Origin of the sequence: Paenibacillus sp. MABNR03 (assembly GCF_050455445.1) — a bacterium.
In the GTDB taxonomy this organism is placed as follows: Bacteria; Bacillota; Bacilli; order Paenibacillales; family Paenibacillaceae; genus Paenibacillus; species Paenibacillus xylanilyticus.
Window position 1 is genome coordinate 23622 of record NZ_JBCIYR010000013.1, and the last position, 26384, is coordinate 50005.

Below are 26384 nucleotides of genomic sequence, written 5' to 3' on the forward strand. Positions count from 1 at the left end.
ACATGAAAAGCCCCATAACCGAAAATATCGGTTTGGGGCTTTTGTTTTATAGGTGGGGAAAGAACTGAATGAGTCGTACACAACGGAATGTACGAGTGAGTTAGAGGTGACCCAACCCAATATTATAGTGACGCAACTAAGTCATTACGTATTTGCGTCATTCTACCCACCAGCGTTTGAAGTCCTTCCACCACGAATGCTTCTCTTCCTGTACTCCTTGTTGATTCTCTGCTTGACGGCTGCCATCGTCCTTCTCGGAATCTGTCCCATCTGTTGTGCCGCGGCAGGTTTCTGTTGGCTCTGTGCCATCAATGAATACTTCAAGCCGCTTCTCTTCACAGCCGTTGCCTGCCAATTTGCCGGATTCCGGGTCGATATACACGCTGACCACATGATCAGGGACAGGGAAAATCTTCGGCGGCACACTCGCAAGAGCCTGCTCTGTAAATTGGGCAAACATCGGTGCTGCACGGCGGCCATCCGAAGTGGAAATGGCTTTGCCCTGATCATAACCAACCCATACGGCAGTGGAGAGCTCGGGAGTGAAGCCGACCATCCAGGCATCGGTATTGGTCGTGCCTGTTTTGCCGGCAACCGGACGCTTAATGGTTGTAGCTACCCGATTCCCTGTACCACCATTCTCGAAAACACTTTCCATTAAACGTGTTAAAACATAAGCGGCAGCAGGTTCTACTACTTTTTCAGCCTTGGTTTGTGGTGCTTCGTAAATTACACGTCCTGCCGCATCTGTCACTTGCAGGATGGCAACAGGAGGTGTTCGTTGTCCGCCTGCAGCGATAACAGAAAAGGCTGAGGCCATTTCCAATGGACTCACGGGTGAGGTGCCCAGAGCGAGAGAGGGGACAGCACTCAGTTTGCTGGTAATGCCCAGGTTTTTAGCCATGTCCACGACCTGCTCAGGTCCGATCTGCATGATCGTGTTCACCGCATAGATGTTGTCCGAGGCGGCAATTGCCTGCCTTAAATCAATTTCCCCCAGATATTTGTCACCAAAATTGCCAGGTTTGTAGGTTTTACGGTCATTGTCATAGTGGAACAAAGTTGGTTCGCTATTGAAGATGGATGCACTGGTCAGCTGTTTGGATTCCAGCGCAGCCAGATACATAATTGGTTTAAATGCCGACCCTGGCTGACGTGTTGTCGCCAGTACATGGTTGATCTGATTGGTGCGATAATTTTTGCCGCCTACCATTGCCTTGATATATCCAGTGCGAGGGTCTATGGACACAATGGCCGTCTCCAGCTCGCCTTTAGGGTCCATGCCTTTGGCTACGGCGTCTTCAGCAGCCTTTTGCACACGCAGATCCAGTGTGGTGTATATATTTAGTCCCCCGTGGTCCAGCATCGCTTCGCTAATGCCCAGCTCCTTAACTGCCAGGCTGCGGATGTAGTCCCGGAAATAGGGAGCACTTTCTACCGTTTTTCGTTCACTTTCTGGCTTGAAGGAGAGCATTTGCTCATAGGCCTTGTCTGCTTCGGCTTTTGTTATTTTACCGATATCGACCATAGCGGCAAGTACAATCTTTTGCCGATCCTTCGCATTCTTCATATGGTTATATGGAGAGTAGTAGGTTGGACCCTTCGGAATGCCTGCAAGCATGGCGCTTTCCGCCAAATCCAGTTGTTTGGCTGATTTGCCAAAATACATGCGAGAAGCAGCTTCAATCCCGTAAGCACCATGACCATAATAAATTTCATTGAGGTACATTTGAAGAATTTCTTCCTTGCTGTATTTCATTTCAAGCTGTGCGGTGTACATCGCCTCTTTTGCCTTCCGAGTCCATGTCTTCTCATGGGAGAGATACAGATTACGCGCAAGCTGCTGTGTGAGGGTGCTGGCTCCTTGAGACATCTCCATATGTTCCAGGTTAACGAGCACAGCTCGTCCCATTCCTTGAATGTCGAAGCCATAATGGTTATAAAATTTGCGATCCTCGACAGCCAGTGTAGCGTTAATCAGGTCTGGTGAGATATCTGTCAGCAGCACGGGTACGGAATCTTTGCCGCCTGCAGAAAAGGTAGCAATGACCTCACCCTGGCTATCGAGCAGTCTTGAGTTGCGATCCGAATCGGCCAGGGGCAGGCTGGTAGCATATAGATAGACCAATCCTGCAACAGTGGCGATCATCACAAGAACAGCGAGCAGGGAGAGGCTTTTAATCCATTTGAATAAACGGAACCCGCGTTTGCGGGTCTTCTGGCGAGTTTGAGTCATGGAACGGGCCCCTTTCTCTCTTTTCTTTCCAGTATGGGATTTCATTGACAGGGATATTCAGTCTTCTGCTGAACAGTTTAAAATGTAGCATTGATGCAGTAAAAACCGTTTTGCAGTATAAACATCTATCGCGTATAATGCAAAAGGTAATGAAAAGGTACAGTTCGGCACAACATACAATAAGGCACGGAAGAACGAACAGCATCAATCGTCATTGATTTGTTGATTCAATCAAACGCTTCGCACGTTCTGGTCAAGTTTAATCTATATAATGAAGTGAAACGCGGATCTTTCCGCAGCCAGCAACCATAACGCTAAATGGCGCTGGACGCTGGAGTGCTTGGGTGAACCGGCGGGCACAAGTGCTATGCTGGGTACGGCTGATCATTAACTTTACGGAAAGAAGGTAGAGATCATGGAATTATGGTTCACGGAGAAACAGACCCCGGCATTCGGGATCACCGCGAAGATTAAGCAGACATATGTAAGCGAAAAGACGGACTTTCAAGATTTGGCCATGGTAGAAACCGAGGAATTCGGGAACATGTTGCTGCTCGACGGCATGGTAATGACTACGGTGAAAGACGAATTCGTTTATCATGAGATGGCTGCTCACCCTGCGCTGAACACTCACCCGAATCCGAAAAAAGTTTTGGTTGTAGGTGGCGGCGATGGCGGGGTCATTCGTGAAGTCATTAAGCATGCTGCAGTAGAAAAAGCAGTTCTGGTCGAAATCGACGGTAAAGTCATTGAATATTCCAAAAAATATTTGCCTGAAATTGCCGGCAAACTGGACGAGCCCAATGTTGAAGTGCTCGTCAATGACGGCTATATGCATATTATTGAACATAAAAATGAATACGATGTAATCATCGTGGATTCCACGGAGCCTGTAGGCCCGGCTGCTCCACTGTTTGAGCGTGGTTTTTACCAGGGTATCCATGAAGCGCTGAAAGAAGACGGCATCTTCGTTGCTCAAACTGATAACCCTTGGTTCAAGGCGGATTTGATTCAAAAGGTAAACAAGGATGTTAAAGAGATCTTCCCCATCGTACACGTATACGGCTGTAACATTCCAACTTACCCAAGTGGTCTGTGGACATTTACAATGGGCAGCAAAAAATATGATCCACTTGAAGTGGACGAGACCCAAATTCCAGAGATGGATACCAAATATTACTCACCACGTTTGCACAAGGCAGCCTTTGTACTTCCTAAATTCGTGGAAGACTTAACGAAATAAAGGGGAAATCATTCATGAAATTGGATCAAGCTTATTCTGGTAACGTATTTATTTGCAGTTCTGAGGATTATGAGAATTCCAAAGCGGTCATCTATGGGATGCCGATGGACTACACTGTCAGCTTCCGTCCGGGTTCTCGGTTCGGTCCTTCCCATATCCGTCAGGCATCGGTTGGACTAGAAGAGTACAGCCCATACCTCGATAAAAGCATTGTCGATATGACATACTTTGATGCAGGAGACTTGCTTCTGCCTTTCGGTAACGCAGGACGCAGCCTTGAAGTGATCAGTGAATATATCGGCAGCCTGCTGGCTGACGACAAATTCCCGATAGGTCTCGGTGGAGAGCATCTGGTTACTTGGCCGGTCATCCAACAAATGTACAAAAAATATCCGGACCTTATCCTGATTCATATTGATGCCCACGCGGACCTTCGTGAACATTATGAAGGCGAGCCATTGTCCCACTCGACGCCAGTGCGCAAAGCAGCCGAGCTGATGGGCGGCAAAAATATTTATCAGTTCGGAATCCGTTCCGGCTCCCGTGAGGAGTTCCAATATGGACGGGAGAACATTAACTTCTATCCATTTGAAGTGGCAGCTCCGATGAAAGAAGCCCTTCCAAAAATGGGCAACCGTCCGGTGTACGTAACCATCGACATCGACGTGCTTGATCCGTCCGCAGCACCGGGAACAGGTACAGCAGAAGCGGGTGGCATTACATCCAAAGAACTGCTGGAAGCCGTTCACATGATTGCAGCTTCTGATGTAAATGTAGTCGGCTGCGACCTGGTTGAAGTAGCGCCGATCTATGATCCAACACAACAAACACAGATTGTCGCTGCGAAGATGATCCGTGAAATGCTGCTTGGATTCGTGAAGTAACAGCCAAGTTGAAGTTGACTTCATTGGAACATCAGCCAGGGTGTTCTGGTTCAGCCATATACGGCAAAAAGAGCCTTTGTCATTGGTAGCAACAAAGACTCTAGGTTTAGAAGGCTGTGGATCGCCACGGCGCCCTTTAAACTTCATAGCTTAGTTCAAGCGAACCCCACCGTCATGCTCCTACCTATGAGGTGGGTTTTTGCTTGTTACGCAACTTTTTACGCAACCAGCGGTATAGCCTTTGTACACTCAGTGCTAGACTGAGAATGGCAGCAATCTACCGGATTACATCAAGCAACGCCACAAGTTTGACCTTCGACGTCACTCCCTTTTGGGAAGCTGCGCCGTGTCATGAAAACATCCACCATGATTTAAAGTCCATAAGAGCAATTATGGTACATTTGTTCCCATGACAATACCATTTGTTGTAGATTTGATGCAATTATGAGGGATAATTCTGTATAATATGGGAATAGAGGAAGGTGGATATTTATGAATGCGATTCGGGCTCATTTGAGTATGGTTCCCAAGTGGTTTAGTGTGGTACTTATGATATTTATAATCAATCTAATATTAATGATGACAGTATTCTTTAATTTATCTTTCATATTGGTTAATCTAGCGATCCTTTTCGCTGCATATAGTATTCGGGAATTTAAGTATAACAAACTGCATTTCGGATTTTGCCTGTTTTTAAGTATCAGTTTTGTTATTATTGCTATTGAGACATTTCCGGTTTAACTTAGATCACACAACGTTTAGTGAAGGACCACCCATACCTACTGATACCAATCGTAGGTACAGGTGGTTTTTTTATTGCAATAATGTCACTCGGGATAAACAGATTGTTACGTTAGAACTCGCATAATCGGGTAAAAACATAGAAGGAGGTGTCGCGATGACAACCAAGAGTACAACGACATGGAAACGGATTGGCGCACTGGCTTTATCGTTAACAATGGCTTGGGGACTGGGATCGGTACATATGCAGTCAGGTGCAAGTGCTGCATCTTCCCCGACATGCGGAAGTGGAGATCACGGATTGTCTGCTACATTGAACAAGGGCAGCGGTGTGGAAGATCAGCAACTGCAGTTTACTGACATTGATTTCCTTAACAACACAACTGGCCGGGCAGCCGGAGAGGGTTTCCTCATCGGCACCTCGAATGCAGGGTGTACATGGCAGTCCATCTATACCGGGCAATGGCAGTTCACACAGCTTGATTTTCCTAATAATGTGAACGGATTTGCTCTTGCGCAAATGAAAGATTCAGCCAAGACATACTTTATTCGCACAACCGATGGTGGATCACACTGGAAGCGGCTTGATACTCCTGGCATTCAGTTCAAGCGAATTGATTTTAAAAACAAAAATGAAGGCTACGGCTACACCTACAATGGAGCGTATCGGACACAGGACGGCGGATTGACCTGGACTAAAATCAACACTCCGGCGAATACGCGATCAGCAGCTTTCGCAACAGATAAACAAGGGTATGCCGTTGTAGTCGTGCCTGGCTCAGGCTATCACTTGCTCTGGACTTCGGATGGAGGCAAGAACTGGACAACCTCTCTCCGAATCGTTTCTGCTGCATGGAACGGGGCAGACCTATATGCAAACGGGAAACAGGTATGGGCTGTCTTATATGGTGATGCAGGTATGTCGCAACAATCCTATTCTCTCTATGCAAGCGGGAATGAAGGCAGAAACTGGCGGCAGGTGTTTGCCCAGTCGACAGCAGGTGGAGGCCCTGCACCTGGTGGAAATAGCTTGGGTAAAGGTAAAGGACCGGCTGATCCCGGTGGACATCCTGGGAATATGGCATTGATCGGAAACCAGACTGCATACCTTTCAGGCGGGTCTCCCGCAGCAGGCAAAGTGGGTATTGGGCGCTCTTACGACGCTGGTTCCACGTGGAAAAATGCAGACTTGGATGGAACGGGCTACAGTTCCCGAATCTCGTTTCCCTCCGTCAAAACCGGATGGCTTGTCGTTACAAGCAATGATTCCCCTGCGATTTATGAAACAACCAACGGAGGAAGCACGTGGAAACAAAAATTCTTATTGCCCGGAGAGTAGGGTGAAACGACACTTTATTTGAAATAACAATATGATAAATTCAGGCACAAAGAGGACCAATATTGGGTATTTATTGTCTATTGGCCTATGCAGCTAGAAACAAGCCCTTTCCTAGAACTATTTGTCAGGAAGGGCTTGTTTTCGTCTGAATAAAAACGGTTGAAACCTGTTCAAAAACAAGTTAATGTAAGCGATAACAACAGTTTTTGGGAGGTTGAAATGATGGTAGATGTTATTTTAAAAGCCAATTCAGAACAAGGATTAATAAACCGCAATATTTACGGACACTTCTCCGAGCACTTGGGGCGTTGCATTTACGAAGGGTTATGGGTGGGAAAGGACTCACCCATTCCAAATACGGAAGGGATCCGGAATGATGTCTTGACGGCGCTGCAAAAGCTTAATATTCCTGTGCTGCGCTGGCCTGGGGGATGTTTTGCCGATGAGTATCACTGGAAAGATGGCGTGGGCCCGCTGAGTGAACGTGCACGCATGATTAACACAAACTGGGGTGGTGTAGAAGAGAACAACCATTTTGGTACGCATGAATTTCTGAGATTATGTGAGCTGCTGGGAACCGAGCCTTACATCAGTGGCAATGTGGGCAGCGGTACGGTGCATGAAATGCAGCAGTGGGTTGAATACATTACGTTTGACGGAGAATCACCCATGGCAAATTGGCGGAAGGAAAATGGCAGGGAGCAGCCCTGGAAGCTGACTTATTTCGGTGTAGGAAATGAGAACTGGGGATGCGGCGGCAACATGCGTGCAGAATACTATGCGGATGAGTATCGCCGATATGCTACATACGTACGCAATTACTCCGATAATCAGATTTACAAAATCGCCTGTGGCCCCAACGAGGATAATTATCATTGGACCGAAGTATTGATGCGTGAAGCAGGGCAGCATATGAATGGATTGAGTCTTCATTATTATACATTGCCAACGGGTGTATGGCAGGACAAAGGGGAGTCTACAGGATTTGACGATCAAGCCTGGTTTCAGACCCTGAAGCGTACATTGCATATGGAAGAACTGATCGTGAAGCATTCCGAAATTATGGATAAATATGATCCGGATTGCAAAGTGGGACTCATTATTGATGAGTGGGGAACTTGGTATAACGTAGAACCGGGAACAAATCCAGGATTCCTGTACCAGCAAAATACGATGAGGGATGCGCTTGTGGCGGGCATTAACCTGAATCTGTTCAATCGCTACAATAAACGGGTGCAAATGGCCAACCTGGCACAGATCGTTAACGTTCTGCAGGCATTGGTGCTGACAGAAGGTGAGCGTATGCTTCTCACGCCAACGTACCATGTGTTTGATATGTATCAGGTTCATATGGACGCACAGCGATTGGAACTAAACTATGAGAGTCCTGGATACACTCTCGGGGAAGACACCATTCCCCAGCTTAGTTTGTCCGCTTCCCGCAGTAAGGATGGAGTTATCCATGTAACCGCATGCAATTTGAGTCACACGGATGAACTGGAAGTGGTATGCCAACTTGAAGCTGTGGAGTCATCTTCGGTGTCGGGACGAATTTTGCATCATGCCGATTTTGGTGCATTCAATACGTTTGAAGATCCGAGCCGGGTGGAGCCTGTTGAATGGAAGGGTGTTACCCTTGCTAATCAGGAGCTGCGCTTCGTTCTGCCGCCTGCATCCGTAGGGGTTATTGCCGTCCAAGGGTAATGCGATGAGTACATCCGGTTCAAGTCGTTTTGTGACAAGGCAAGAGCATTGCAAGGGATGTAGTGATCAGCATGCTGTAAACATCAGTGAATCCAAAATGGCTCGACTGGTGGAAATGGCCTCACGTTCACGTCCTGTGGTACCGGATGAGGAGTACGCGCAGCGGCTATCCTCGTGTGCAGACTGCCCGGCACTGCAATACGGCACCACGTGTCGCTACTGTGGCTGTTTGGTCCAAGTACGTGCCAAGCTGGTGGAATCTACTTGCCCGTTTCCGTATGAATCTCGATGGACCTGATCTTTCCGTATGATCTTATTATAATGTAGCGAAGCAGGGCTGCACTTTGAGGGTGCAGCTCTGCTTTTTTTGTGATGCAGAGCAAAAACTCTGAATTTGGATTTGAATTGAGCGAGTGAACTGGATATAGTTATACAGTAGAGTGTAGGATAGAGAGCTATCCGGTAATATTAGCGCGTATAGCGGTACTTGAATTCGGGAAGGGCTGTTCTCACCGGTCCTGCCCGATTTTGCGCCGCCTCGAATATATTGGAGGTTAACATTCATGTCGAACATGCGACCGGTTCAGATCCGGCTGCACAGCCGTTATGAAGGCGAAGATGTGCTGCAGGAAATGAAGGGTGAAGCCGTGTTAAAAGGATCTGTGCTCTACGTTCGTTACGAAGAGCCGCAGGCTGGACCGGAAGGCGGTATTACCCGAACAACATTGAAGCTTGGCGGACAAGCGCTCAAGATTATACGCCATGGTGAGGTGGAATCGGAGCAAACGTTTGAAATGAATCGCAAGCTCCCAGGTTTTTACCGATCACCTTACATGTCATTCACCCTGTCCACGCATACACATAAGCTGGACCTTTCCATACAGGGATTAAGCGCACGCGCAGCGTGGAGCTATGACTTTTACCGCTTTGAGGAAGAAGCCGGACATTTCGAGATTAGTTTGCACATACAGGAGGAACCAATTTCATGACACGTAATCCATTGGATACTATTAACGAACGGGTAAGTACCGCGATTGGCAATGCTGTTGTAGCTGCCGGTATCGTTTCACAAGAGGAACAACTGCCAGCTATTACACTTGAAGTGCCACGCGACAAATCGCACGGGGATCTGGCAACCAATGCAGCGATGCAGCTGACCAAGATTGCCAAACGCAATCCTCGTCAGATCGCAGAAGAGATTATTGCAAACCTGAACCTTGCAGAAGCCGGAATCGAGAAGGCAGAGATTGCCGGACCAGGGTTCATTAACTTCAAATTGGACAAGAGTTATCTCTATCCGGTGCTTGGACTTGTTCACGAACAGGGTGAGAACTACGGACGAATCAATGTCGGCGAAGGACGAAAGGTCGAGATGGAATTCGTCAGTGCGAACCCGACAGGCAGTCTTCACCTGGGACATGCCCGCGGAGCAGCTGTGGGTGATGCACTTTGTAACATCCTCGATTACGCCGGCTATGATGTAACGCGTGAATACTACATTAACGATGCTGGTAATCAGGTGTTTAATCTGGCACGTTCGATTGAAGCACGTTATTTGCAAGAACTGGGTCAGGATGCCGAGATGCCGGAAGATGGATACCATGGCGAAGATATCAAAGGGTTTGCGAAGCAGCTTGTTGCCGAAAAGGGAGACAGCTTGCTGTCGATGCATCCAGGTGACCGCGCCGCTTATTTCCGTGACTTTGGTCTGGAGAAAGAGCTGGACAAGATCAAACGCGATCTGAATCGCTTCCGTGTTGAATTCGACATCTGGTTCAGCGAGACGTCGTTGTATGACAATGGAGAAGTCCTTCGCGTTCTGGACGAATTGCGTGATCGTGACGAGATTTATGAGAAAGATGGCGCTACCTGGCTGAAAACCATGCAATATGGTGATGACAAGGAACGTGTATTGATCAAAAACGATGGTACGTACACCTATCTGACACCGGATATTGCGTATCACCGTGACAAGTATTCCCGTGGATATGACACAATGATTAACATTTGGGGAGCCGATCACCACGGATATATTCCGCGGATGAAAGCGGCAATGCAAGCACTGGGCAACGATCCATCCAAGCTGGTGGTACTGATTGCACAGATGGTGAGCTTGTTCCAGAACGGGGAAAAAGTGAAGATGTCGAAGCGTACCGGTAAGGCGGTAACGATGGAGGATCTGATGGATGAAGTAGGCATTGATGCGATCCGGTACTTCTTCACCATGCGCAGTATGGATTCCCATTTGGACTTTGATATGGACCTCGCAATTTCGACGTCTAATGAAAATCCGGTGTTTTATGTACAATATGCACATGCCCGTGTATGCAGTGTATACCGTCAAGCCGAAGAGCAGGGCATCGAGCTGCTGCCACTGGCGCAGATTGATCTGTCCAAGCTGACAACGGAACATGAATTCGATCTTCTTCGCAAAATGGGCGAGCTGCCTGAAGAGATTGCCGCAGCTGCTACCGGATATGCGCCTCACCGCATTATCCGTTATGTATATGAGTTGGCATCGCTGTTCCACAGCTATTACCGTGCTGAACGCGTCATTACAGAAGACGCGGGTCAGACCCAAGCGCGTCTGGCGCTGATTGGTGCAGTGCGCACCGTCATCGCGACAGCGCTCCGTCTGGTGGGCGTATCCGCACCGGACAAAATGTAACCCCGAGACCAAGCGGCGCACCTGCCGCTCGGCGAGTGGCAAAAAGTCTCCATGCATCACGCCTGCAATTGCAGCGTGGACATGGAGACTTTTTGCTGTGCCCGGTGGTCAATCCCGCCATTTCAGTGGCGGACCACCCGGGCACCAGGGCAGGCCAGCCTGCCATTGGCTGCAGCTGCCCGTTACCCGCCGCCCTCCTGCATCAGCCGGAGGGCGTCAATCTCTCCACCGCGTATTTTGCTCTTTGCGGTGGTGGACTTGCGTGCGCGCAGTGGTACGGTTGCACGCTTGACAAGCATCTTGATCTCGCCAGGCGAGAGACCCGGATGCTTCGCGAGCAGCAGCGCAATGGCGCCGCTCACATGGGACGTTGCCATGGATGTACCACTCATCTCATGGTGCTTGCCCTGCACCCAGGAAGAGACGATTTTGTCGCCGGGTGCATAGACATCGACGTATGCACCGCGATTACTAAAGGAAGCAATTCGCCGATTCTTGTCGGTGGCCCCTACGGAAATGGTCTGCGGATAACGTGCAGGATAATCAATGCTTCGCCGTTTGCCGTCGTTTCCTGACGAGGCCACAATGACAATACCGGCTTGATATGCCCGATTAACCACATCAAGGAGAGCCTTGCTGCGGGTCTTCATGCCGAAACTCATATTGATAATATCGACCCGGTTACGCACACACCAGTCGATCCCCAGTACAATATCGGATACGTAGGCTGAACCGTTATGGTCAAACGCCTTGACCGGATAGATCAGAGAGCGCGGAGCTACGCCAATCATGCCTTCCATGCTATTGGCTGCAGCGATCGTTCCCGCAATGTGGGTACCGTGGCCGTTGTCATCATGGGGAAGCATACTCCGGTTTAACAGATTGATCCCACGTGCCAGGGAGTATCGAAGGTCGGGATGTTGATAGTCGGCCCCTGTGTCAATCACACCAATTTTGACCCGGTGTCCTGTAGAGACGGACCACACTTTGGGGGCACGAATCTGTTTAACTCCCCATGGAACTCCTTGTACTGTGGCCGGTTTATTGTGAAGTGCCGTTGCATGAAGCGAGATCTGCACATCTTCCTCCACTGTAATCTCGTCGCTGTATTGTTTCAATTCCTCCGGACAATGTACTGGAGCAATAATGGAACGAGCCAGCCGTGAAGAGCGCACCATTCCAAGGTGGGTATACTCATTCCGCATCCGCGAGAGCTCAAGCAGACAGGCTTCATATTGTCCTGGTTTGGCGAACCGGATCAGGTACCGCCCTGCCTGTTCCGGTTCAGGACGCTGCATTCCTTCAACTAATTGATGCAAAAAACCAGTATAGTCCATTATGGGCTGCCCCCTTCGGGATGAACATGCTGAGGTATTCTATGAATGCATTCATCCCGCCGCATGGGGAACTTGCCCTTTTTTTACAAAAAGACGTTCTCTCCGTGTCAAAACGGGCGCAGGGACATATGATGAATGGAGGGCGAGAGGGCTCTTGCGGGGACCCTGGTAAGGAGCAATCCTTCAAGGGTATACAGTCAGAAGGCGGAGGGGACTCCGTCTTTTTCAATGTTCACTCACTTTTACAGAAAGGGGATCGTTGCCAATAGGAAGTGTAGTGTTCCGAATTTGTATCTCATGCCTACATAAAAACTTGCTTTTTACCGCTAAATAGGTTTTACTTAGGTTTGTTAATGGATATGTTATACGTAACGGTCCAGCTCGTAGGGATATAAAGTGAATTATGTGTGAGAGGAAGTGTCTGTCAGTGAGTACCTCGCTCAATTTGAAAATTGATAAAGAAAAGGTAAGAGAGATTCCTTTGGTTGACCTCGCCTTTATGGTGCTGAAAGCGGCCAATACGCCGTACTACTACCGTGATTTGATGAATGAGGTAGCAAAACAGCGCGGAATGACTGATGAAGAAATCAACGAGTTTATCGCCCAGCTATATACCGAGATCAATATCGATGGCCGTTTTGCCTGTGTCGGTACAAGTCTTTGGGGATTGAAACGCTGGTATCCAGTTGGTGGAACAGAAGATTCCATGACAGGTGCGAAGCGTCCGCGTATCATCAACGATGAAGATGATGATCTGGAAGATGAGGACTTTGGCGAAGAGGAAGACAGCTACAACAGCGACGAAGACTTCGACAATGCAGATGATGATCAAGATGACGATGACGACGACGACGATGACGACGACGATGATGACATCTTTGATGAAGATGACAGCGATGAAGAAGTTCTGGTTGAAGATGACGATTTGGAAGAAGAAGACCTCGATGAAGACGATGAAGATGAGTCCGAAGACGAGGATGAATTTGACGACGATTCCGATAAGTAACCGTCATTTTTGATGTCGATAATTTACCCGTTTCCCCCAGATAGTCAGCCTTGACAGCGCACGGGGGAACGGGTAAACTATTGCATGGGCTTATGAATGAGCGAGAATATATTTATGTTTTTTATAAAAAAGTGCCCCGTCCTGCGGGAGTACTTTTTTTTGTATTTTTAGAGGCAGAATATTGCAAAATGATTGATTTCCGCACGCTCCCGGCCAAACATCCGTGGCCCATTTTTTGTATATAAAAAAACGTCAGCAAGAGATGGCTTGATACTATTTTTGGGGACAGGCATGGATGAATGGCTTTCGGAAAATTTGCACCATTCTTAGCTGTAGAGCAAGTTTGTACACATGGTCTTCGCGCAAAAGAGCAGTTCGCAGATGCAGGGAATTTCTGCCATTGCTCTTTTTAACGATGATTACCTGGGAAACGGGTTACGATAACACCATATATCGCCTGAATTTCTGTATTTATATTAGGAGGGTAATAACAGTGACAAAGTATATTTTCGTGACGGGCGGAGTTGTGTCTTCCCTGGGTAAAGGGATCACCGCTGCCTCGTTGGGCAGACTGCTGAAGAACAGAGGTCTCAAGGTAACCATTCAAAAATTTGATCCATACATCAACATCGACCCGGGAACAATGAGTCCTTATCAACATGGTGAGGTTTTTGTAACCGATGATGGCGCGGAAACGGATTTGGACCTTGGTCACTACGAACGTTTTATCGATATCAACCTCTCCAAAAACAGCAACGTCACGACCGGTAAAGTGTATTCCTCCGTTATCAGCAAAGAGCGGCGCGGAGAGTATCTGGGCGGTACGGTACAAGTTATCCCGCACATTACGAACGAAATCAAGGAGCGCGTTTTCCGAGCTGGACGTGAAGCGGGTTCGGACGTTGTTATTACGGAGATTGGCGGAACAGTAGGCGATATCGAGAGCTTGCCTTTCCTGGAAGCTATTCGTCAAATCAAGAGTGATGTGGGCCGTGACAACGTAATGTACATCCATGTAACGCTGATCCCTTACATCAAGGCAGCTGGTGAAGTGAAAACAAAACCAACCCAGCACAGCGTGAAGGAATTGCGCAGCATCGGAATTCAGCCGAACGTTATTGTATGCCGTACAGAGTACGAGCTATCCAAAGACATGAAAGCCAAAATCGCTCTCTTCTGTGACATCGATGAGAACGCCGTAGTTGAATGTCGCGATGCGGATACATTGTATGAAGTACCTTTGAACCTGCGTGAAGAAGGTTTGGATGAAATCGTGGTAAATCACCTGAAACTGACCACTCCTGCACCGGACATGAGCGAGTGGGAAGGGCTGGTTGACCGCATCAGCAAATTGGAGCGTACGGTTGAGATTGCAATCGTAGGTAAATATGTAGCATTGCACGATGCTTATCTAAGTGTTGTTGAATCCCTGTCGCATGCAGGATTTGCATCCAATGCAGATGTGAAGATCCGTTGGATCCATTCTGAAGATATCACGGATGAGAATGTAGGCGATCTGCTGCACGGCGTTGGCGGTATCCTTGTTCCTGGTGGTTTCGGAGATCGTGGTATTGAAGGAAAAGTGTCGGCGATTCGTTATGCCCGTGAGAAGAACATTCCGTTCTTCGGTATTTGCCTGGGTATGCAGGTATCCGTAATCGAGTATGCACGTTCCATTGTGGGTCTGAATGGTGCGAACAGCTCCGAGATTAATCCGGCTACCGAATTCCCGGTAATCGATCTGCTTCCAGAACAAAAAGATATTGAGAATCTGGGCGGTACGATGCGTCTGGGTCTCTATCCTTGTAAGCTGCAGGAAGGTTCTTTGGCAATGGCTTGTTATGATGACGAGCTGGTGTATGAGAGACACCGTCACCGGTATGAGTTCAACAATGAGTACCGTGAAGCGATTGAAAAAGCAGGTCTGGTCATCTCCGGTACATCTCCGGATGGTCGTCTGGTTGAGATCGTGGAACTTCCGGGACATCCTTGGTTCCTGGCTGTACAATTCCATCCGGAATTTACTTCCCGTCCGAACCGTCCACAGCCATTGTTCCGTGAATTCGTAAAAGCTTCTTTGGAGAATGCGGAAAAATAATATAGAATTAACCCGATGATAAAGAGGGGTGTTTGCCGATAGCCTGGGATTACAGGCTGGTGCGGTGAGCATCCCTTTTTTGATTTTATAATAGGTTTCCCTCAAGCGGAGAGGAGATAAAATGTTTAGCTGTAATTTGTGTGTGGGGCAGGATTTTAATGGGAAGGGTAGAATACTTATCATGACGACTATGGGATAGTTATCCAGATTCGGAGACATACATGCTTTCCTAAATCCAGGAGGTTACAGAGTGGAAAATAAAAAAAGTGTTAATCGTTGATGACCAGAACGGGATTCGAATCCTCTTAATGGAAGTGTTCAGCAGTGAAGGATATAACACGTTCCAGGCGCCCAATGGCAAGATCGCACTGGAGATTGTGAACAACGATAAGCCTGATCTGGTGTTGCTTGATATGAAGATTCCTGGCATGGATGGCCTTGAAATTTTGAAACATATTAAGGAGATTGATCCCGATATCAAAGTCATCATGATGACAGCATATGGTGAGCTGGACATGATCAAGGAAGCGACTGATCTCGGTGCGCTAATGCATTTCACGAAACCTTTTGATATCGATGAAATGCGTGTGGCGGTCAACATGCAGCTTCGTAATGACACGGCCAATAGGTGCAGCTGAATCCTGTGAATGCAGGATTTTTTTGTCTGTATGAAACGGGTGTGTACTTCTTGGGGGTTATGGGTATTTCGGCCAATTAACGAGGGAATATTGAAAATGGGAGCGGCTTCATGCGCTATCTATGAAAACTGTGCTGCAAAGCACAGCATTTTTGCAAATGCTTGTTTAGTATTTGACATGGGATGTGGTATAATAAGCCCGTATGTGATTTCGGCTAAAAACCATAGACACAACCCAAACCCCTAGGAGGATTGAAACCATGCCATTAGTATCTATGACAGACATGTTGAACAAAGCGCTTGAAGGAAAATATGCAGTAGGTCAATACAACATCAATAACCTTGAGTGGACTCAAGCCATTCTGGGTGCTGCTGAAGAAGAAAAATCCCCAGTAATCCTGGGTGTATCCGAAGGTGCAGCACGTCACATGGGCGGCTTCTACACGGTAGTTAAAATGGTAGAAGGACTCATTCACGACATGAAAATTACCGTTCCGGTTGCTATTCACCTGGACCACGGTTCCAGCTTCGACAAGTGTAAAGAAGCGATCGATGCCGGATTTACATCCGTTATGATCGACGGTTCCCACCACCCAATCGACGAAAACATCGAAATGACTAAAAAAGTCGTTGAATATGCACACGCTAAAGGCGTTTCTGTTGAAGCCGAAGTAGGTACAGTTGGCGGACAAGAAGACGACGTAATCGGCGGCATCATGTACGCTGACCTCGAAGAGTGTGTTCGCATCGTGAAAGAAACAGGTATCGACACATTGGCACCAGCTCTTGGTTCCGTTCATGGTCCTTACCACGGCGAGCCTAACCTGGGCTTCAAAGAAATGGAAGAAGTTCGTGACGCGGTACAAGTTCCACTCGTATTGCACGGTGGTACAGGCATTCCTAAACACGACATCGACAAAGCCATTTCCCTGGGTACTTCCAAAATCAACGTAAACACAGAGAACCAAATTGCTTTCTCCAAAGTGGTTCGCGAAGTGCTTGCAGCTAAACCAGATGCTTACGATCCACGTACGTTCATCGTACCAGGCCGTGATGCAATCAAAGAAACCGTTAAAGGTAAAATCCGCGAGTTTGGTTCCAACAACAAAGCGTAATTTATCTTTACCAGTTCCATACTGTGAAGTGGAAAGAACACCGCCTAGCCGGTGTCTTTCCATTTTCACACCTTATTTCACGTAGGAAGCCATCAGCAGGTAATGCCGTTATTCGGCTGCAAAACACGTAGGGGGACATTAAGCTTTATGGAAAAATTGATGATTAGTGGCGGACGTCCGTTACAGGGGACTGTAACCATAAGCGGCGCCAAGAACAGCGCCATTGCGCTTATTCCTGCAGCATTGCTTGCCGAATCAGAGGTCGTGCTGGACAACCTGCCGCTTTTGAGTGATGTGGCGGTTTATGCGGAAATTTTGGAGGAACTCGGAGCTCGTGTAGTTTGGGAAGGCAGTCAGATGAGGATTGATCCTTCAGATATCAAATCCATACCCATGCCCAATGGACCAGTGAAGAAGCTGCGTGCTTCGTATTATATGATGGGAGCATTGCTTGGGCGGTTCAAAGAAGCAACAATTGGTTTACCTGGGGGCTGTAACTTTGAGCCTCGTCCGATTGATCAACACATCAAAGGTTTTGAAGCGCTTGGCGCAACAGTAACAAATGAACACGGCTCCATTCATTTGCATGCCAAAGAGCTGCGCGGAGCAAAGATTTACCTGGATGTAAGCAGTGTAGGTGCAACCATTAACATTATGCTGGCGGCAACTCGTGCCAAAGGCTCTACAATTATCGAAAACGCGGCTAAAGAGCCTGAGATTATAGATGTAGCAACACTTTTGAATTCAATGGGTGCCAGCATTAAAGGTGCAGGTACTGAAACCATCCGCATTGAAGGTGTGTCGGAGCTCAAGGGCTGCCGTCATTCCATCATTCCGGACCGCATACAGGCGGGTACGTATATGATTGCTGCAGCAGCAACGCGTGGTAATGTTCTGATTGACAACGTCATTCCGAAACACCTGGAGGCTTTGACGGCCAAACTGCTGGAGATGGGCGTGGGCATTGAAGAACTGGACGAAAGTATTCGTGTCATTGGACAACCTTTATACAGCCATGTGGATGTTAAAGCGCTCGTGTATCCTGGCTTTCCAACCGATTTGCAGTCTCCAATGACAAGTGTACTAACTCAAGCAACAGGTGTAAGTGTTCTGAGTGATTTTGTTTACAGTAACCGATTTAAGCACGTTCCAGAGCTGGTGCGTATGGGTGCCAAAATTCGCGTAGAAGGTCGTTCAGCCATTATCGAGGGCGGGGCACTGAATGCGGCCAAGGTAAAAGCATCTGATCTTCGTGCCGGTGCAGCGCTGGTCATCGCCGGTCTTACAGTTAGTGAAGGTGTGACTGAAGTGACAGGCGTCGAATTTATCGATCGTGGCTATGACCATCTTGTTACGAATCTGCGAATGCTTGGTGCAGATGTATGGCGTGAGACCGATTAATGAATTAGGCATATTCAGGATTGGTGACTTGCCGTTATTATTTTGACAGAACTGCATATCTTTACAACAATTGGGTAAACCTATTCTAATAGAGTTCTCAGCCTCTCCGGGATAAGATGAAATAGTTCTTTTTCCTTACCCGGAGGGTCTTTTTTTGGATCAAATATCATATGGCTGTAAGAACTGACATCATTCCTTTTCCCCAAACCCCGGTTTGTCTGTGCTCCTTGCCTGGTACCCGGATCGAAAGCCTCGTGAATTATGTATTCACTCACAAGCGGATAGCACTGTATGTTGGTCATCCCGCCCGGTAACTTACACTCAACGACAAGTATTTGCATTATAACGGTTACATTCCGTACAATGGACAGAAGAGAATGCAGCAGAGCAGAATTATGCTGTTCTCCATAGCCGGATCATCAAGCGAAACTATCCATTTCACGGACTTATTAATTGAATAGGTGGTTATTATATGGATCTACAAATTTCCGATTTGGAAGAAATGAAACTAACGGACCTCTACAAACTGGCCAAAAAATATCAGATTCCCTACTACGGCACACTGAAGAAGAAAGAATTGATCTTTGCCATACTTCGGGCTCAGGCTGAACAGAGTGGTTTGATGTTTATGCAGGGTGTGCTCGAAATTTTGCCCGAGGGTTACGGATTTCTTCGCCCGATTAACTACCTCCCTAGCACCGAGGACATTTATATTTCTGCCTCACAGATTCGTAAGTTTGACCTCAGGACAGGTGACCTGGTATCAGGCAAATGTAGAACACCGAAGGAAAACGAAAGATATTTCGGTTTATTGCAAGTCAATGCCGTGAATGGTGAGAACCCATCAGCGGCTGCGGAAAGACTTCATTTCCCGGCATTAACCCCATTGTATCCGCAGAAAAAACTGGTTCTCGAAACATCCCCCAACCATTTGTCCACACGCATTATGGATGTGCTGGCCCCTGTAGGATTGGGACAGCGCGGATTGATCGTAGCACCTCCCAAAGCAGGTAAGACGCTTCTCCTCAAAGAAATTGCCAACAGCATTTCAACCAACAACCCAGAAATTGAATTGTTTGTCCTGTTGATTGATGAACGTCCGGAGGAAGTGACGGATATGTCTCGTTCGGTTAAAGGGGAAGTTGTGGCTTCTACATTCGATGAGTTGCCTGAAAATCATATCAAGGTTGCGGAATTGGTGTTAGAGCGTGCTCTTCGTCTGGTTGAGGCCAAAAAGGATGTAGTTATTCTGCTGGACAGCATTACACGTCTTGCTCGCGCATACAACCTGGTTATCCCGCCATCCGGCCGAACACTTAGTGGTGGTATTGATCCTGCAGCATTCCACCGTCCAAAACGTTTCTTTGGATCTGCACGGAATGTGGAGGAAGGAGGAAGCCTGACTATTCTGGCGACAGCGTTAATCGATACGGGGTCACGTATGGATGATATTATCTATGAAGAGTTTAAGGGTACGGGCAATATGGAGCTTCATCTGGACCGCAAACTGGCAGAACGCCGTATTTTCCCGGCCATCGATATTCGTCGTTCCGGTACACGTCGGGAAGAAGTGCTGCTAAGCAAGGAAGAGCTGGATACGATCTGGGCCATTCGCAAAAATATGAATGACTCACATGACTTTGTGGAAGGCTTCCTGAAAAAACTGCGCAACAGCAAAACGAATGCAGAATTTTTGGCAGCATTTGATGCAGCGGGCAACAGCCCGACGAGTAATTCGGGGACCACGACAACTCGTCGTTCGCCAAGACAGACGGCCACCTCGGCAACAACAACATAAAATAGCATTATTTGATCAACTCTAATTTGGCAGTCATACTGCTGAATTCACCATAATACTCGTCGTTCGGTTTAACCCATTAGATGTGAGGAGAACATCATGTATTTAGTATACGCAGATGAAAAAGGCAATGTATTTGATCATCCATCGCTGTATGGGCTTGCCCGTAGTGGAGATATGATCGTTGAAATTATGGAGGATGAACTTATTCCTCTACCAGAAGGTGCAACACTTGTTGGATTACCAAGCACTCGTCCCATCGGGATGGATCCGGATACCGGCGAAATGATGCCTCTCCCGAGTGACACACAGGCCGTAGGAGCTTTGCTTCCGCAAGGCTTCACTCGGCTGTGTTTGCCGGGTTATGTGAAAACAGACAAAGAGTACAAGCTCCCATTGTTCGGGTATTCGGCTGTCGTGTGGAAAGATGACGCATTCTACGTCACTGCCCGTATGTCCGATCATCCGGATCAATGGAATCCGTTGAACTGTGATCGCGATGATGTGCGTGCCGGAGTTAAGCGTCTGACGGAACAGTATCCTGAAAACCGCCTGTACACTCATTTGTCCAACTGTGCGCTTGGGTATGAGTGTCTGACATCATCCAATACGTTCCTGAATCGTTGGGAAGGCGGAGTCCCTGTATCGTATTCCTGTAATGCAGGCTGCTTTGGGTGCATTTCCGAACAGCCGGATGACAGTGGCTTTGTTTCCCCGCAGACTCGGATGAACTTCCGGCCACGTGTGGACGAGATTGTTGAGGTTATGCTGGAGCATCTGAAAACGCCGGAGTCCATTATCAGCTTTGGACAGGGGTGTGAAGGTGAGCCTTCAACTCAAGCCAAATTGATAATTGAAGCGATTCGTGAAGTGCGTTCGATCACGGACATGGGGTATATCAACATTAATACCAACGCTGGTTTGAATGATCACATCCGGGGTATCGTGGATGCTGGTCTCGACTTGATGCGTGTAAGCACCATCAGTGCACTCGATGACCACTATAATGCATACTACAAACCGCGCGGATATACGCTTGCCAATGTGGAGAAGTCGATGAAGTATGCGGCTCAACAGGGTGTGTATACATCCATTAACTATTTGATCTTCCCGGGTGTTACGGATCGTGAGGAAGAGATTGAAGCGATGATCGAGTTTGCCCGCAGAACAGACCTGCGTTTGATTCAAATGCGTAATCTGAATATCGACCCGGAGAGCTACCTGGAATTGATTCCTCCAGCTCAAGGCGATATTTTGGGAATGAAGCAGATGATTGAAATCTTTGAAGAAGAGCTGCCTGATGTTGTTATTGGCTCGTATACCCACGTTCCGCCAGCCGGAATGGCACGTCCCAAACGCCTAATCACCTCTTGATAATAATGGATTGCAACCGGCATTAGGCCGTGTTATAATCTCTGAAGTTGTGCCATTTACTCTGGGTCCGCTTGAGGCTCAGGGCGGAAAGAGGTGAAAGGTAATGAAAGCAGCAATTCATCCTAAATACACGATTGGTCAAGTAACCTGCGCTTGCGGGAATACTTTTGAAACTGGTTCGGTTAAAGACGGACTTCGTGTAGAGATTTGCTCCGCGTGCCACCCGTTCTTCACCGGTAAACAGAAGTTTATCGATGCTGGCGGCCGTGTCGATCGTTTCAAGAAAAAATACGGAATCTAATTCAGCAATTCCCCGGGAATTGTCTGCTAATTGCATCCAAGCCACCCCTGCCTTTGGCAGGGGTTTTTATATAGGGATAAAGGTTCCAGCTCGCAGCTGGTTGCAATTTGGATAACCTTACGTTATACTATTTCTTACCGTGCTAGATGGGGAGGTAGCGGTGCCCTGTAACTCGCAATCCGCTATAGCGAGGTTGAATTCCTGCTAGAGGTATTGTCGATGTGAGGTTTGGTCCCTGAACGTGGTGTTGACGGTTGGGTCCTCCGCAATGAGTACTCATGAACCTGGTCAGGTCCGGAAGGAAGCAGCCATAAGTGAGATCACTCTTGTGCCGGAGGGTTGCCTAGCCTGAGCCGTTGTTCAGGGGTGCCACTTGGATCGCAATTATCGATAGCAGGTGCACGGCTTACCATTTGAATGTAGAGACCTTTGCAGTTGTATGTATGCAGAGGTCTTTTTGATATGTACAAAAAAACCGCGCATGATGGGTCAGATAAAGTTTGGAATCACCCCGGAATATAGTATAATGGGGGAACGACAAAGGACTCGAATGCGAAGTGGAAGGAAGGTAACGCATCATGGAGCATATCGCGTTATACCGGGCTTGGCGTCCCCAGTCGTTTCAAGATATGGTGGGACAACAGCATATTATTCAGACCTTGCAGAACGCGATTCGTGAACAGCGGACTTCCCACGCCTACTTGTTTAACGGGCCCAGAGGAACAGGGAAGACAAGTGCCGCCAAGATTTTGGCCAAAGCTGTAAACTGCGAACGCGGGCCTGCGCCTGAGCCTTGTAACGAATGTGAAGCTTGCCGTAGGATTACGACTGGTGCTGTAATGGATGTGCAGGAGATTGATGCTGCATCCAACCGGGGTGTTGAAGAGATCCGTGATCTTCGCGAAAAGGTTAAATATGCCCCGACCGAAGTGCGGCAAAAAGTCTATATTATTGATGAAGTACACATGTTAACAACAGAAGCGTTCAACGCTTTGCTCAAAACATTGGAGGAACCGCCTCCGCATGTAATGTTTATTTTGGCAACGACCGAACCACATCGCCTTCCGGCTACCATTATTTCCAGATGCCAGCGATTTGATTTTCGCCGGGTTTCTCTGGAAGAGCAGACGGCCCGCCTCACGCTGATCTGTGAGCAGGAGGGCATGGAGGCTGATCAGGATGCGCTCCAATACATTGCTCGTCTGTCTGACGGAGGGATGCGGGATGCGCTCAGTGTGCTGGACCAGATCTCTTCCTTCACAGATGGAAGGGTAACGTACCAACAGGTCATGGATATGACCGGAGGAATCCCTTCAGAGCAATTTGCGAAGCTCGCTGCTTCGCTGCTCAAGGGTGATGTCGGACATATTTTGCAGATGATCGAAGGATTTATGCATGAAGGCAAGAGCGCAGATAAATGCATGGAAAATTTGCTGTATTACTTCCGCGATTTGCTTATGATCAAGATGGTGCCGGATGCAGATAAGCTGACCGATCGGGTGCTTAATCCGGAGTCGTTCCGCGATATGGCAGAATCATTCACGAAGGAGCAGCTGTTCCAGATGATTGATACGCTTAATCGATACCAGAGTGAAATGAAATATGCAGTACAGCCGCAAACGCTATTTGAGGTCGCTCTCCTCAAGCTGTGCAGCATACCTGCGCAGGGAGAGGCATCAGGTCAGACTTCTGCCTCGGTAGGTTCAGCTGCGACTTCACAGGCTGACAGCGGGGAGATTAACCGTTTGAAACAACAGCTTGTTGAGTTGGAGAAGAAACTGGATCGTGCTCTGAAGAGTGGTTTGTCTGGAGGAGAGGCTGCACCAAGTGGCCCATCTCGGCCGGCAACGCGAGCTCCGGTATCGCGAGGGAATTCTCCGGCAAAGTTGCCTGCACAGCTGGATCAATACGTTGCGCGCAAAGGATCTCCTGAATTCATGGAGGTCAGCAAAAAATGGAGCCAGATCTTGCAGCGTGTAAAAGAAGAGAAGGTTACAGTCCATGCTTGGTTTATGGATGGTGAGCCGGTTTCTGTGCTGGAAGACAGCGTATTGGTGGCATTTAAGAATAATATTCACCGTGAAACGACAGAGAAGCAGGCCAATCGTGAAGTGATTGAGCGTGTATTGTCCGAACAACTCGGACGTTCAGCGCGTCTGGTGACAATGATGCTCAAGGATTGGACAGGAGCAATGGAAGGAGCTACTGAAGCGCCAAAGGAGGACTTTAAGCTTGAACCTGAGCATGAAGACGGCGGTTCAGGCAGTAAGCAGCCTTGGATTGATGAAGCCATCCAGCTCTTCGGTGAAGATCTTGTAGTGATCAAGGAATAGATATATCAAGCGCATAGCGTTATAACTATTACAAAGGAGATGAATAATCATGAACAACATGAACCAAATGATGAAACAAGTGAAGAAAATGCAGGAGCAAATGCTGAAGGCACAAGAGGAATTGGCGGACAAAACAGTCCAAGGTACTTCTGGTGGCGGTGTAGTAACGGCTGAGGTTAACGGACATAAAAAATTGCTGTCCATCACGATCAAACCTGAGGCAGTAGATCCGGAAGATGTAGAAATGCTTCAGGATCTCGTTATGACGGCAGTGAATGATGCAATGAGCAAAGCTGATGAAATTGCTAACCAGGACATGGGCAAATTCACAGGTGGCATGAAAATTCCGGGATTGTTTTAATTAAAATTGATCCTGTCAAAGGAGACGCAATCGATTGTATTATCCCGAACCGATAGCAAAGCTGATTGATGCTTTTACCCGATTGCCGGGTATTGGCCCCAAGACAGCTGCGCGACTAGCCTTTCATGTGCTTAACATGAAGGAAGATGACGTTATTGATTTTGCCAAAGCGCTCGTCAGTGTGAAGCGTAACCTTCATTACTGCTCGGTGTGCTGTAATATTACGGATACTGATCCGTGCCGTATTTGTCAGGATAAGTCCAGGGATGCTTCGGTTATCTGTGTAGTTCAGGACTCCAAGGATCTTGTCGCGATGGAGCGTACCAAGGAATTTGACGGGTACTATCATGTATTGCAAGGTGCCATTTCTCCGATGGAGGGAATCGGCCCAGACGATATCCGCTTGAAAGAGCTTTTGACCAGGCTGAGTGATGAACGGGTACAGGAATTGATCCTTGCAACGAATCCAAATATCGAGGGTGAGGCTACGGCGATGTATATATCGCGCCTGGTTCGTCCATTTGAAATTACGGTAACCCGGATAGCCCATGGACTGCCTGTAGGGGGAGACCTGGAGTATGCGGATGAAGTGACACTGTCGAAGGCACTGGAAGGCCGCAGAGAGATCCGATAAGGGTGCGTAGCGGGATTTAGGTGACCATACAGGTTTAATAGGAAGTTGTTTGATGGAGAGTGGAATACGTTTAGTAGGAGAGCCGAGAGGCTCTCTTTTTTAATTGGGTGTGAAATAGATTTGCTTCGGATTTTATATGGCTCATAGTTCTAAGTTTGTCCTTTCCTTGATAAGTATGAGAATATATCGTGCTGAATCAAAGGGGGAAGAGCTTATGTTTTTCTGGAAAAGTGCAAGAAACTCGGTGGAGAGACGTACTCAATTACAGAAGGAGATGGAAGAAGAGCAGATCTATCTGGAGATTGAAAAGGCCAAAGCGGAATGGGAGCGCGCAGTGAGGCAGTTTGAAGAGGCCCAGGGGAAAGATGAGATTGATTATGCGATATTTGTTCTGGAAGCGGCTGAGCGTAAGTACCAGATCCATCTGAAACGGGCCAAACGGGCAGGGATGAAAAAGTCGCCTGTAATGGACCGAGGCATGAGTGTGTGACGAGAGGAATACGAGAAGGGGGTATGAACTATGAAAAGTGTGATCTTAGGGAGTGTGCTTGTAGCTTCGTTGCTGGCGCTGGTAGTTATCTTGTTTCGGAAACGAATCGGGCTGTCATGGCTCACGTCATTCGGGATACATCTCGCTCTGGCTGCGATTGGCATCTATGTTGTTAATTACTCGGGTTGGATCACTGGTGCATATATACCGCTGAACCCTGCTACAATCGGTACTGTGAGTATTTTGGGTTTACCGGGAGTAGGGCTGCTGCTGGGCTTGAAAATTTCTTTGTTCGGGTAGTTGACTCTGGAATTGAATCTATGGTACATTATATCTCGTTGCTTTGCTTGCTTGGTCAAGAGCGTTTGAAGACAAAACGAAGTTTAATAAGAACTTCAAAAAAGAACTTCAAAAAAAAGCTTGACGAAAACAAACGAAGTATGATATATTATAAAAGTCGCCGCTGAGAGAAAATGGTGACGACAAAGAACGAAGTTTGATCTTTGAAAACTGAACAACGAGTGAGTAATCATCCTGCTTGCAGGATGAACGTGAAGGTTTTTGGTACATGTCATCTGGCTGTATGAAAACTGGAACACAATTGAGATTTTAATCTCGTCAGATTCAAAATGAGCTAATCGCTCTTTTCAATACTTTATTGGAGAGTTTGATCCTGGCTCAGGA

Annotated in this window: 22 protein-coding genes and 1 other RNA gene; 21 read left to right on the plus strand and 2 right to left on the minus strand. The window is 47.7% G+C overall.

The genetic code is table 11. From position 1 onward, the window contains the following. Window positions 1-157: 157 nt before the first annotated feature. Entirely contained in the window at window positions 158-2236 is a 2079-nt protein-coding gene (locus AAIH57_RS28810) for a transglycosylase domain-containing protein (RefSeq protein ID WP_430023835.1), read from the minus strand. Between the two features lie 415 nt (window positions 2237-2651). Between AAIH57_RS28810 and speE the strand changes: the two genes are divergently transcribed. The 7 genes from speE to argS all read left to right on the plus strand — a co-directional run bounded on the left by speE (window position 2652) and on the right by argS (window position 10815). Further along, window positions 2652-3479 (plus strand): polyamine aminopropyltransferase, encoded by an 828-nt coding sequence (gene speE, locus AAIH57_RS28815; RefSeq protein WP_175394152.1) that lies wholly within the window; start codon window positions 2652-2654, stop codon window positions 3477-3479. Between the two features lie 14 nt (window positions 3480-3493). Further along, window positions 3494-4363 (plus strand): agmatinase, encoded by an 870-nt coding sequence (gene speB, locus AAIH57_RS28820; protein WP_175394153.1) that lies wholly within the window; start codon window positions 3494-3496, stop codon window positions 4361-4363. Window positions 4364-5261: 898 nt separating this feature from the next. Further along, window positions 5262-6443, plus strand: coding sequence for a WD40/YVTN/BNR-like repeat-containing protein (locus AAIH57_RS28825; RefSeq protein ID WP_430023836.1), 1182 nt, complete (start codon window positions 5262-5264; stop codon window positions 6441-6443). A 222-nt stretch (window positions 6444-6665) separates the two neighbouring features. Then, window positions 6666-8147 (plus strand): alpha-N-arabinofuranosidase, encoded by a 1482-nt coding sequence (locus AAIH57_RS28830; RefSeq protein WP_430023843.1) that lies wholly within the window; start codon window positions 6666-6668, stop codon window positions 8145-8147. Window positions 8148-8262: 115 nt separating this feature from the next. After that, window positions 8263-8445, plus strand: coding sequence for a DUF6171 family protein (locus tag AAIH57_RS28835; RefSeq protein ID WP_246310734.1), 183 nt, complete (start codon window positions 8263-8265; stop codon window positions 8443-8445). Between the two features lie 265 nt (window positions 8446-8710). After that, window positions 8711-9136: a DUF1934 domain-containing protein gene (locus tag AAIH57_RS28840; RefSeq protein WP_430023837.1), complete on the plus strand. Its 426-nt coding sequence runs from the start codon at window positions 8711-8713 to the stop codon at window positions 9134-9136. Then, window positions 9133-10815 (plus strand): arginine--tRNA ligase, encoded by a 1683-nt coding sequence (gene argS / locus AAIH57_RS28845; RefSeq protein WP_175394157.1) that lies wholly within the window; start codon window positions 9133-9135, stop codon window positions 10813-10815. The genes AAIH57_RS28840 and argS overlap by 4 nt, the downstream gene beginning before the upstream one ends. A gap of 182 nt (window positions 10816-10997) precedes the next feature. On the opposite strand, the gene AAIH57_RS28850 is transcribed toward argS, so the two are convergent. Then, window positions 10998-12152 (minus strand): S8 family peptidase, encoded by a 1155-nt coding sequence (locus AAIH57_RS28850; protein ID WP_175394158.1) that lies wholly within the window; start codon window positions 12150-12152, stop codon window positions 10998-11000. Between the two features lie 427 nt (window positions 12153-12579). Between AAIH57_RS28850 and rpoE the strand changes: the two genes are divergently transcribed. The 14 genes from rpoE (at window position 12580) to AAIH57_RS28920 (ending at window position 26000) form a co-directional block, all read left to right on the plus strand. Next, the gene (gene rpoE, locus AAIH57_RS28855; RefSeq protein WP_430023838.1) at window positions 12580-13158 is read left to right on the plus strand and encodes a DNA-directed RNA polymerase subunit delta; all 579 of its coding nucleotides are present in this window, start codon (window positions 12580-12582) and stop codon (window positions 13156-13158) included. 493 nt (window positions 13159-13651) lie between these two features. Then, window positions 13652-15256: a CTP synthase gene (locus tag AAIH57_RS28860; RefSeq protein ID WP_175394160.1), complete on the plus strand. Its 1605-nt coding sequence runs from the start codon at window positions 13652-13654 to the stop codon at window positions 15254-15256. 308 nt (window positions 15257-15564) lie between these two features. Continuing rightward, window positions 15565-15894 (plus strand): response regulator, encoded by a 330-nt coding sequence (locus AAIH57_RS28865; protein WP_217506293.1) that lies wholly within the window; start codon window positions 15565-15567, stop codon window positions 15892-15894. Between the two features lie 259 nt (window positions 15895-16153). Continuing rightward, window positions 16154-17008, plus strand: coding sequence for a class II fructose-1,6-bisphosphate aldolase (fba, locus tag AAIH57_RS28870; protein ID WP_175394162.1), 855 nt, complete (start codon window positions 16154-16156; stop codon window positions 17006-17008). Between the two features lie 147 nt (window positions 17009-17155). Then, a complete protein-coding gene (locus tag AAIH57_RS28875) occupies window positions 17156-18409 on the plus strand; it encodes a UDP-N-acetylglucosamine 1-carboxyvinyltransferase (RefSeq protein ID WP_430023839.1) in 1254 nt (417 codons plus the stop codon). A 472-nt stretch (window positions 18410-18881) separates the two neighbouring features. Further along, entirely contained in the window at window positions 18882-20207 is a 1326-nt protein-coding gene (rho, locus tag AAIH57_RS28880) for a transcription termination factor Rho (protein WP_175394164.1), read from the plus strand. 99 nt (window positions 20208-20306) lie between these two features. Then, a complete protein-coding gene (locus AAIH57_RS28885; RefSeq protein WP_175394165.1) occupies window positions 20307-21581 on the plus strand; it encodes a radical SAM protein in 1275 nt (424 codons plus the stop codon). A 103-nt stretch (window positions 21582-21684) separates the two neighbouring features. Continuing rightward, the gene (gene rpmE, locus AAIH57_RS28890; protein ID WP_175394166.1) at window positions 21685-21882 is read left to right on the plus strand and encodes a 50S ribosomal protein L31; all 198 of its coding nucleotides are present in this window, start codon (window positions 21685-21687) and stop codon (window positions 21880-21882) included. A 137-nt stretch (window positions 21883-22019) separates the two neighbouring features. Next, window positions 22020-22287, plus strand: an RNA gene (gene ffs / locus AAIH57_RS28895) — signal recognition particle sRNA large type. Window positions 22288-22460: 173 nt separating this feature from the next. Beyond that, complete coding sequence (dnaX, locus tag AAIH57_RS28900; protein WP_430023840.1) at window positions 22461-24215, plus strand: DNA polymerase III subunit gamma/tau; 1755 nt, start codon at window positions 22461-22463, stop codon at window positions 24213-24215. A gap of 49 nt (window positions 24216-24264) precedes the next feature. After that, on the plus strand, window positions 24265-24576 hold the full coding sequence (locus tag AAIH57_RS28905) for a YbaB/EbfC family nucleoid-associated protein (protein ID WP_095293487.1): 312 nt from the start codon (window positions 24265-24267) through the stop codon (window positions 24574-24576). A 34-nt stretch (window positions 24577-24610) separates the two neighbouring features. Beyond that, complete coding sequence (recR, locus tag AAIH57_RS28910) at window positions 24611-25210, plus strand: recombination mediator RecR (RefSeq protein WP_175394168.1); 600 nt, start codon at window positions 24611-24613, stop codon at window positions 25208-25210. A gap of 214 nt (window positions 25211-25424) precedes the next feature. Continuing rightward, window positions 25425-25700 carry a DUF2508 family protein gene (locus AAIH57_RS28915; protein WP_430023841.1) on the plus strand — a complete coding sequence of 92 codons (276 nt, stop codon included), beginning with the start codon at window positions 25425-25427 and terminating at the stop codon, window positions 25698-25700. A gap of 30 nt (window positions 25701-25730) precedes the next feature. Then, window positions 25731-26000, plus strand: a complete 270-nt coding sequence (locus AAIH57_RS28920) for a pro-sigmaK processing inhibitor BofA family protein (RefSeq protein WP_175394170.1) — start codon at window positions 25731-25733, stop codon at window positions 25998-26000. Window positions 26001-26384 lie beyond the last annotated feature (384 nt).

Bases quoted from the DNA above. Each gene is read 5' to 3' on its own strand.
- AAIH57_RS28850 (WP_175394158.1), bottom strand. From the start codon at position 12,152: ATGGACTATACTGGTTTTTTGCATCAATTAGTTGAAGGAATGCAGCGT.
- rpmE (WP_175394166.1), top strand. From the start codon at position 21,685: ATGAAAGCAGCAATTCATCCTAAATACACGATTGGTCAAGTAACCTGC.
- AAIH57_RS28875 (WP_430023839.1), top strand. From the start codon at position 17,156: ATGGAAAAATTGATGATTAGTGGCGGACGTCCGTTACAGGGGACTGTA.
- speE (WP_175394152.1), top strand. From the start codon at position 2,652: ATGGAATTATGGTTCACGGAGAAACAGACCCCGGCATTCGGGATCACC.
- AAIH57_RS28840 (WP_430023837.1), top strand. From the start codon at position 8,711: ATGTCGAACATGCGACCGGTTCAGATCCGGCTGCACAGCCGTTATGAA.
- fba (WP_175394162.1), top strand. From the start codon at position 16,154: ATGCCATTAGTATCTATGACAGACATGTTGAACAAAGCGCTTGAAGGA.
- AAIH57_RS28835 (WP_246310734.1), top strand. From the start codon at position 8,263: ATGGCCTCACGTTCACGTCCTGTGGTACCGGATGAGGAGTACGCGCAG.
- AAIH57_RS28830 (WP_430023843.1), top strand. From the start codon at position 6,666: ATGGTAGATGTTATTTTAAAAGCCAATTCAGAACAAGGATTAATAAAC.
- AAIH57_RS28915 (WP_430023841.1), top strand. From the start codon at position 25,425: ATGTTTTTCTGGAAAAGTGCAAGAAACTCGGTGGAGAGACGTACTCAA.
- AAIH57_RS28865 (WP_217506293.1), top strand. From the start codon at position 15,565: ATGGAAGTGTTCAGCAGTGAAGGATATAACACGTTCCAGGCGCCCAAT.
- AAIH57_RS28885 (WP_175394165.1), top strand. From the start codon at position 20,307: ATGTATTTAGTATACGCAGATGAAAAAGGCAATGTATTTGATCATCCA.
- AAIH57_RS28810 (WP_430023835.1), bottom strand. From the start codon at position 2,236: ATGACTCAAACTCGCCAGAAGACCCGCAAACGCGGGTTCCGTTTATTC.
- AAIH57_RS28905 (WP_095293487.1), top strand. From the start codon at position 24,265: ATGAACAACATGAACCAAATGATGAAACAAGTGAAGAAAATGCAGGAG.
- AAIH57_RS28825 (WP_430023836.1), top strand. From the start codon at position 5,262: ATGACAACCAAGAGTACAACGACATGGAAACGGATTGGCGCACTGGCT.
- rho (WP_175394164.1), top strand. From the start codon at position 18,882: ATGGATCTACAAATTTCCGATTTGGAAGAAATGAAACTAACGGACCTC.
- dnaX (WP_430023840.1), top strand. From the start codon at position 22,461: ATGGAGCATATCGCGTTATACCGGGCTTGGCGTCCCCAGTCGTTTCAA.
- speB (WP_175394153.1), top strand. From the start codon at position 3,494: ATGAAATTGGATCAAGCTTATTCTGGTAACGTATTTATTTGCAGTTCT.
- argS (WP_175394157.1), top strand. From the start codon at position 9,133: ATGACACGTAATCCATTGGATACTATTAACGAACGGGTAAGTACCGCG.
- AAIH57_RS28920 (WP_175394170.1), top strand. From the start codon at position 25,731: ATGAAAAGTGTGATCTTAGGGAGTGTGCTTGTAGCTTCGTTGCTGGCG.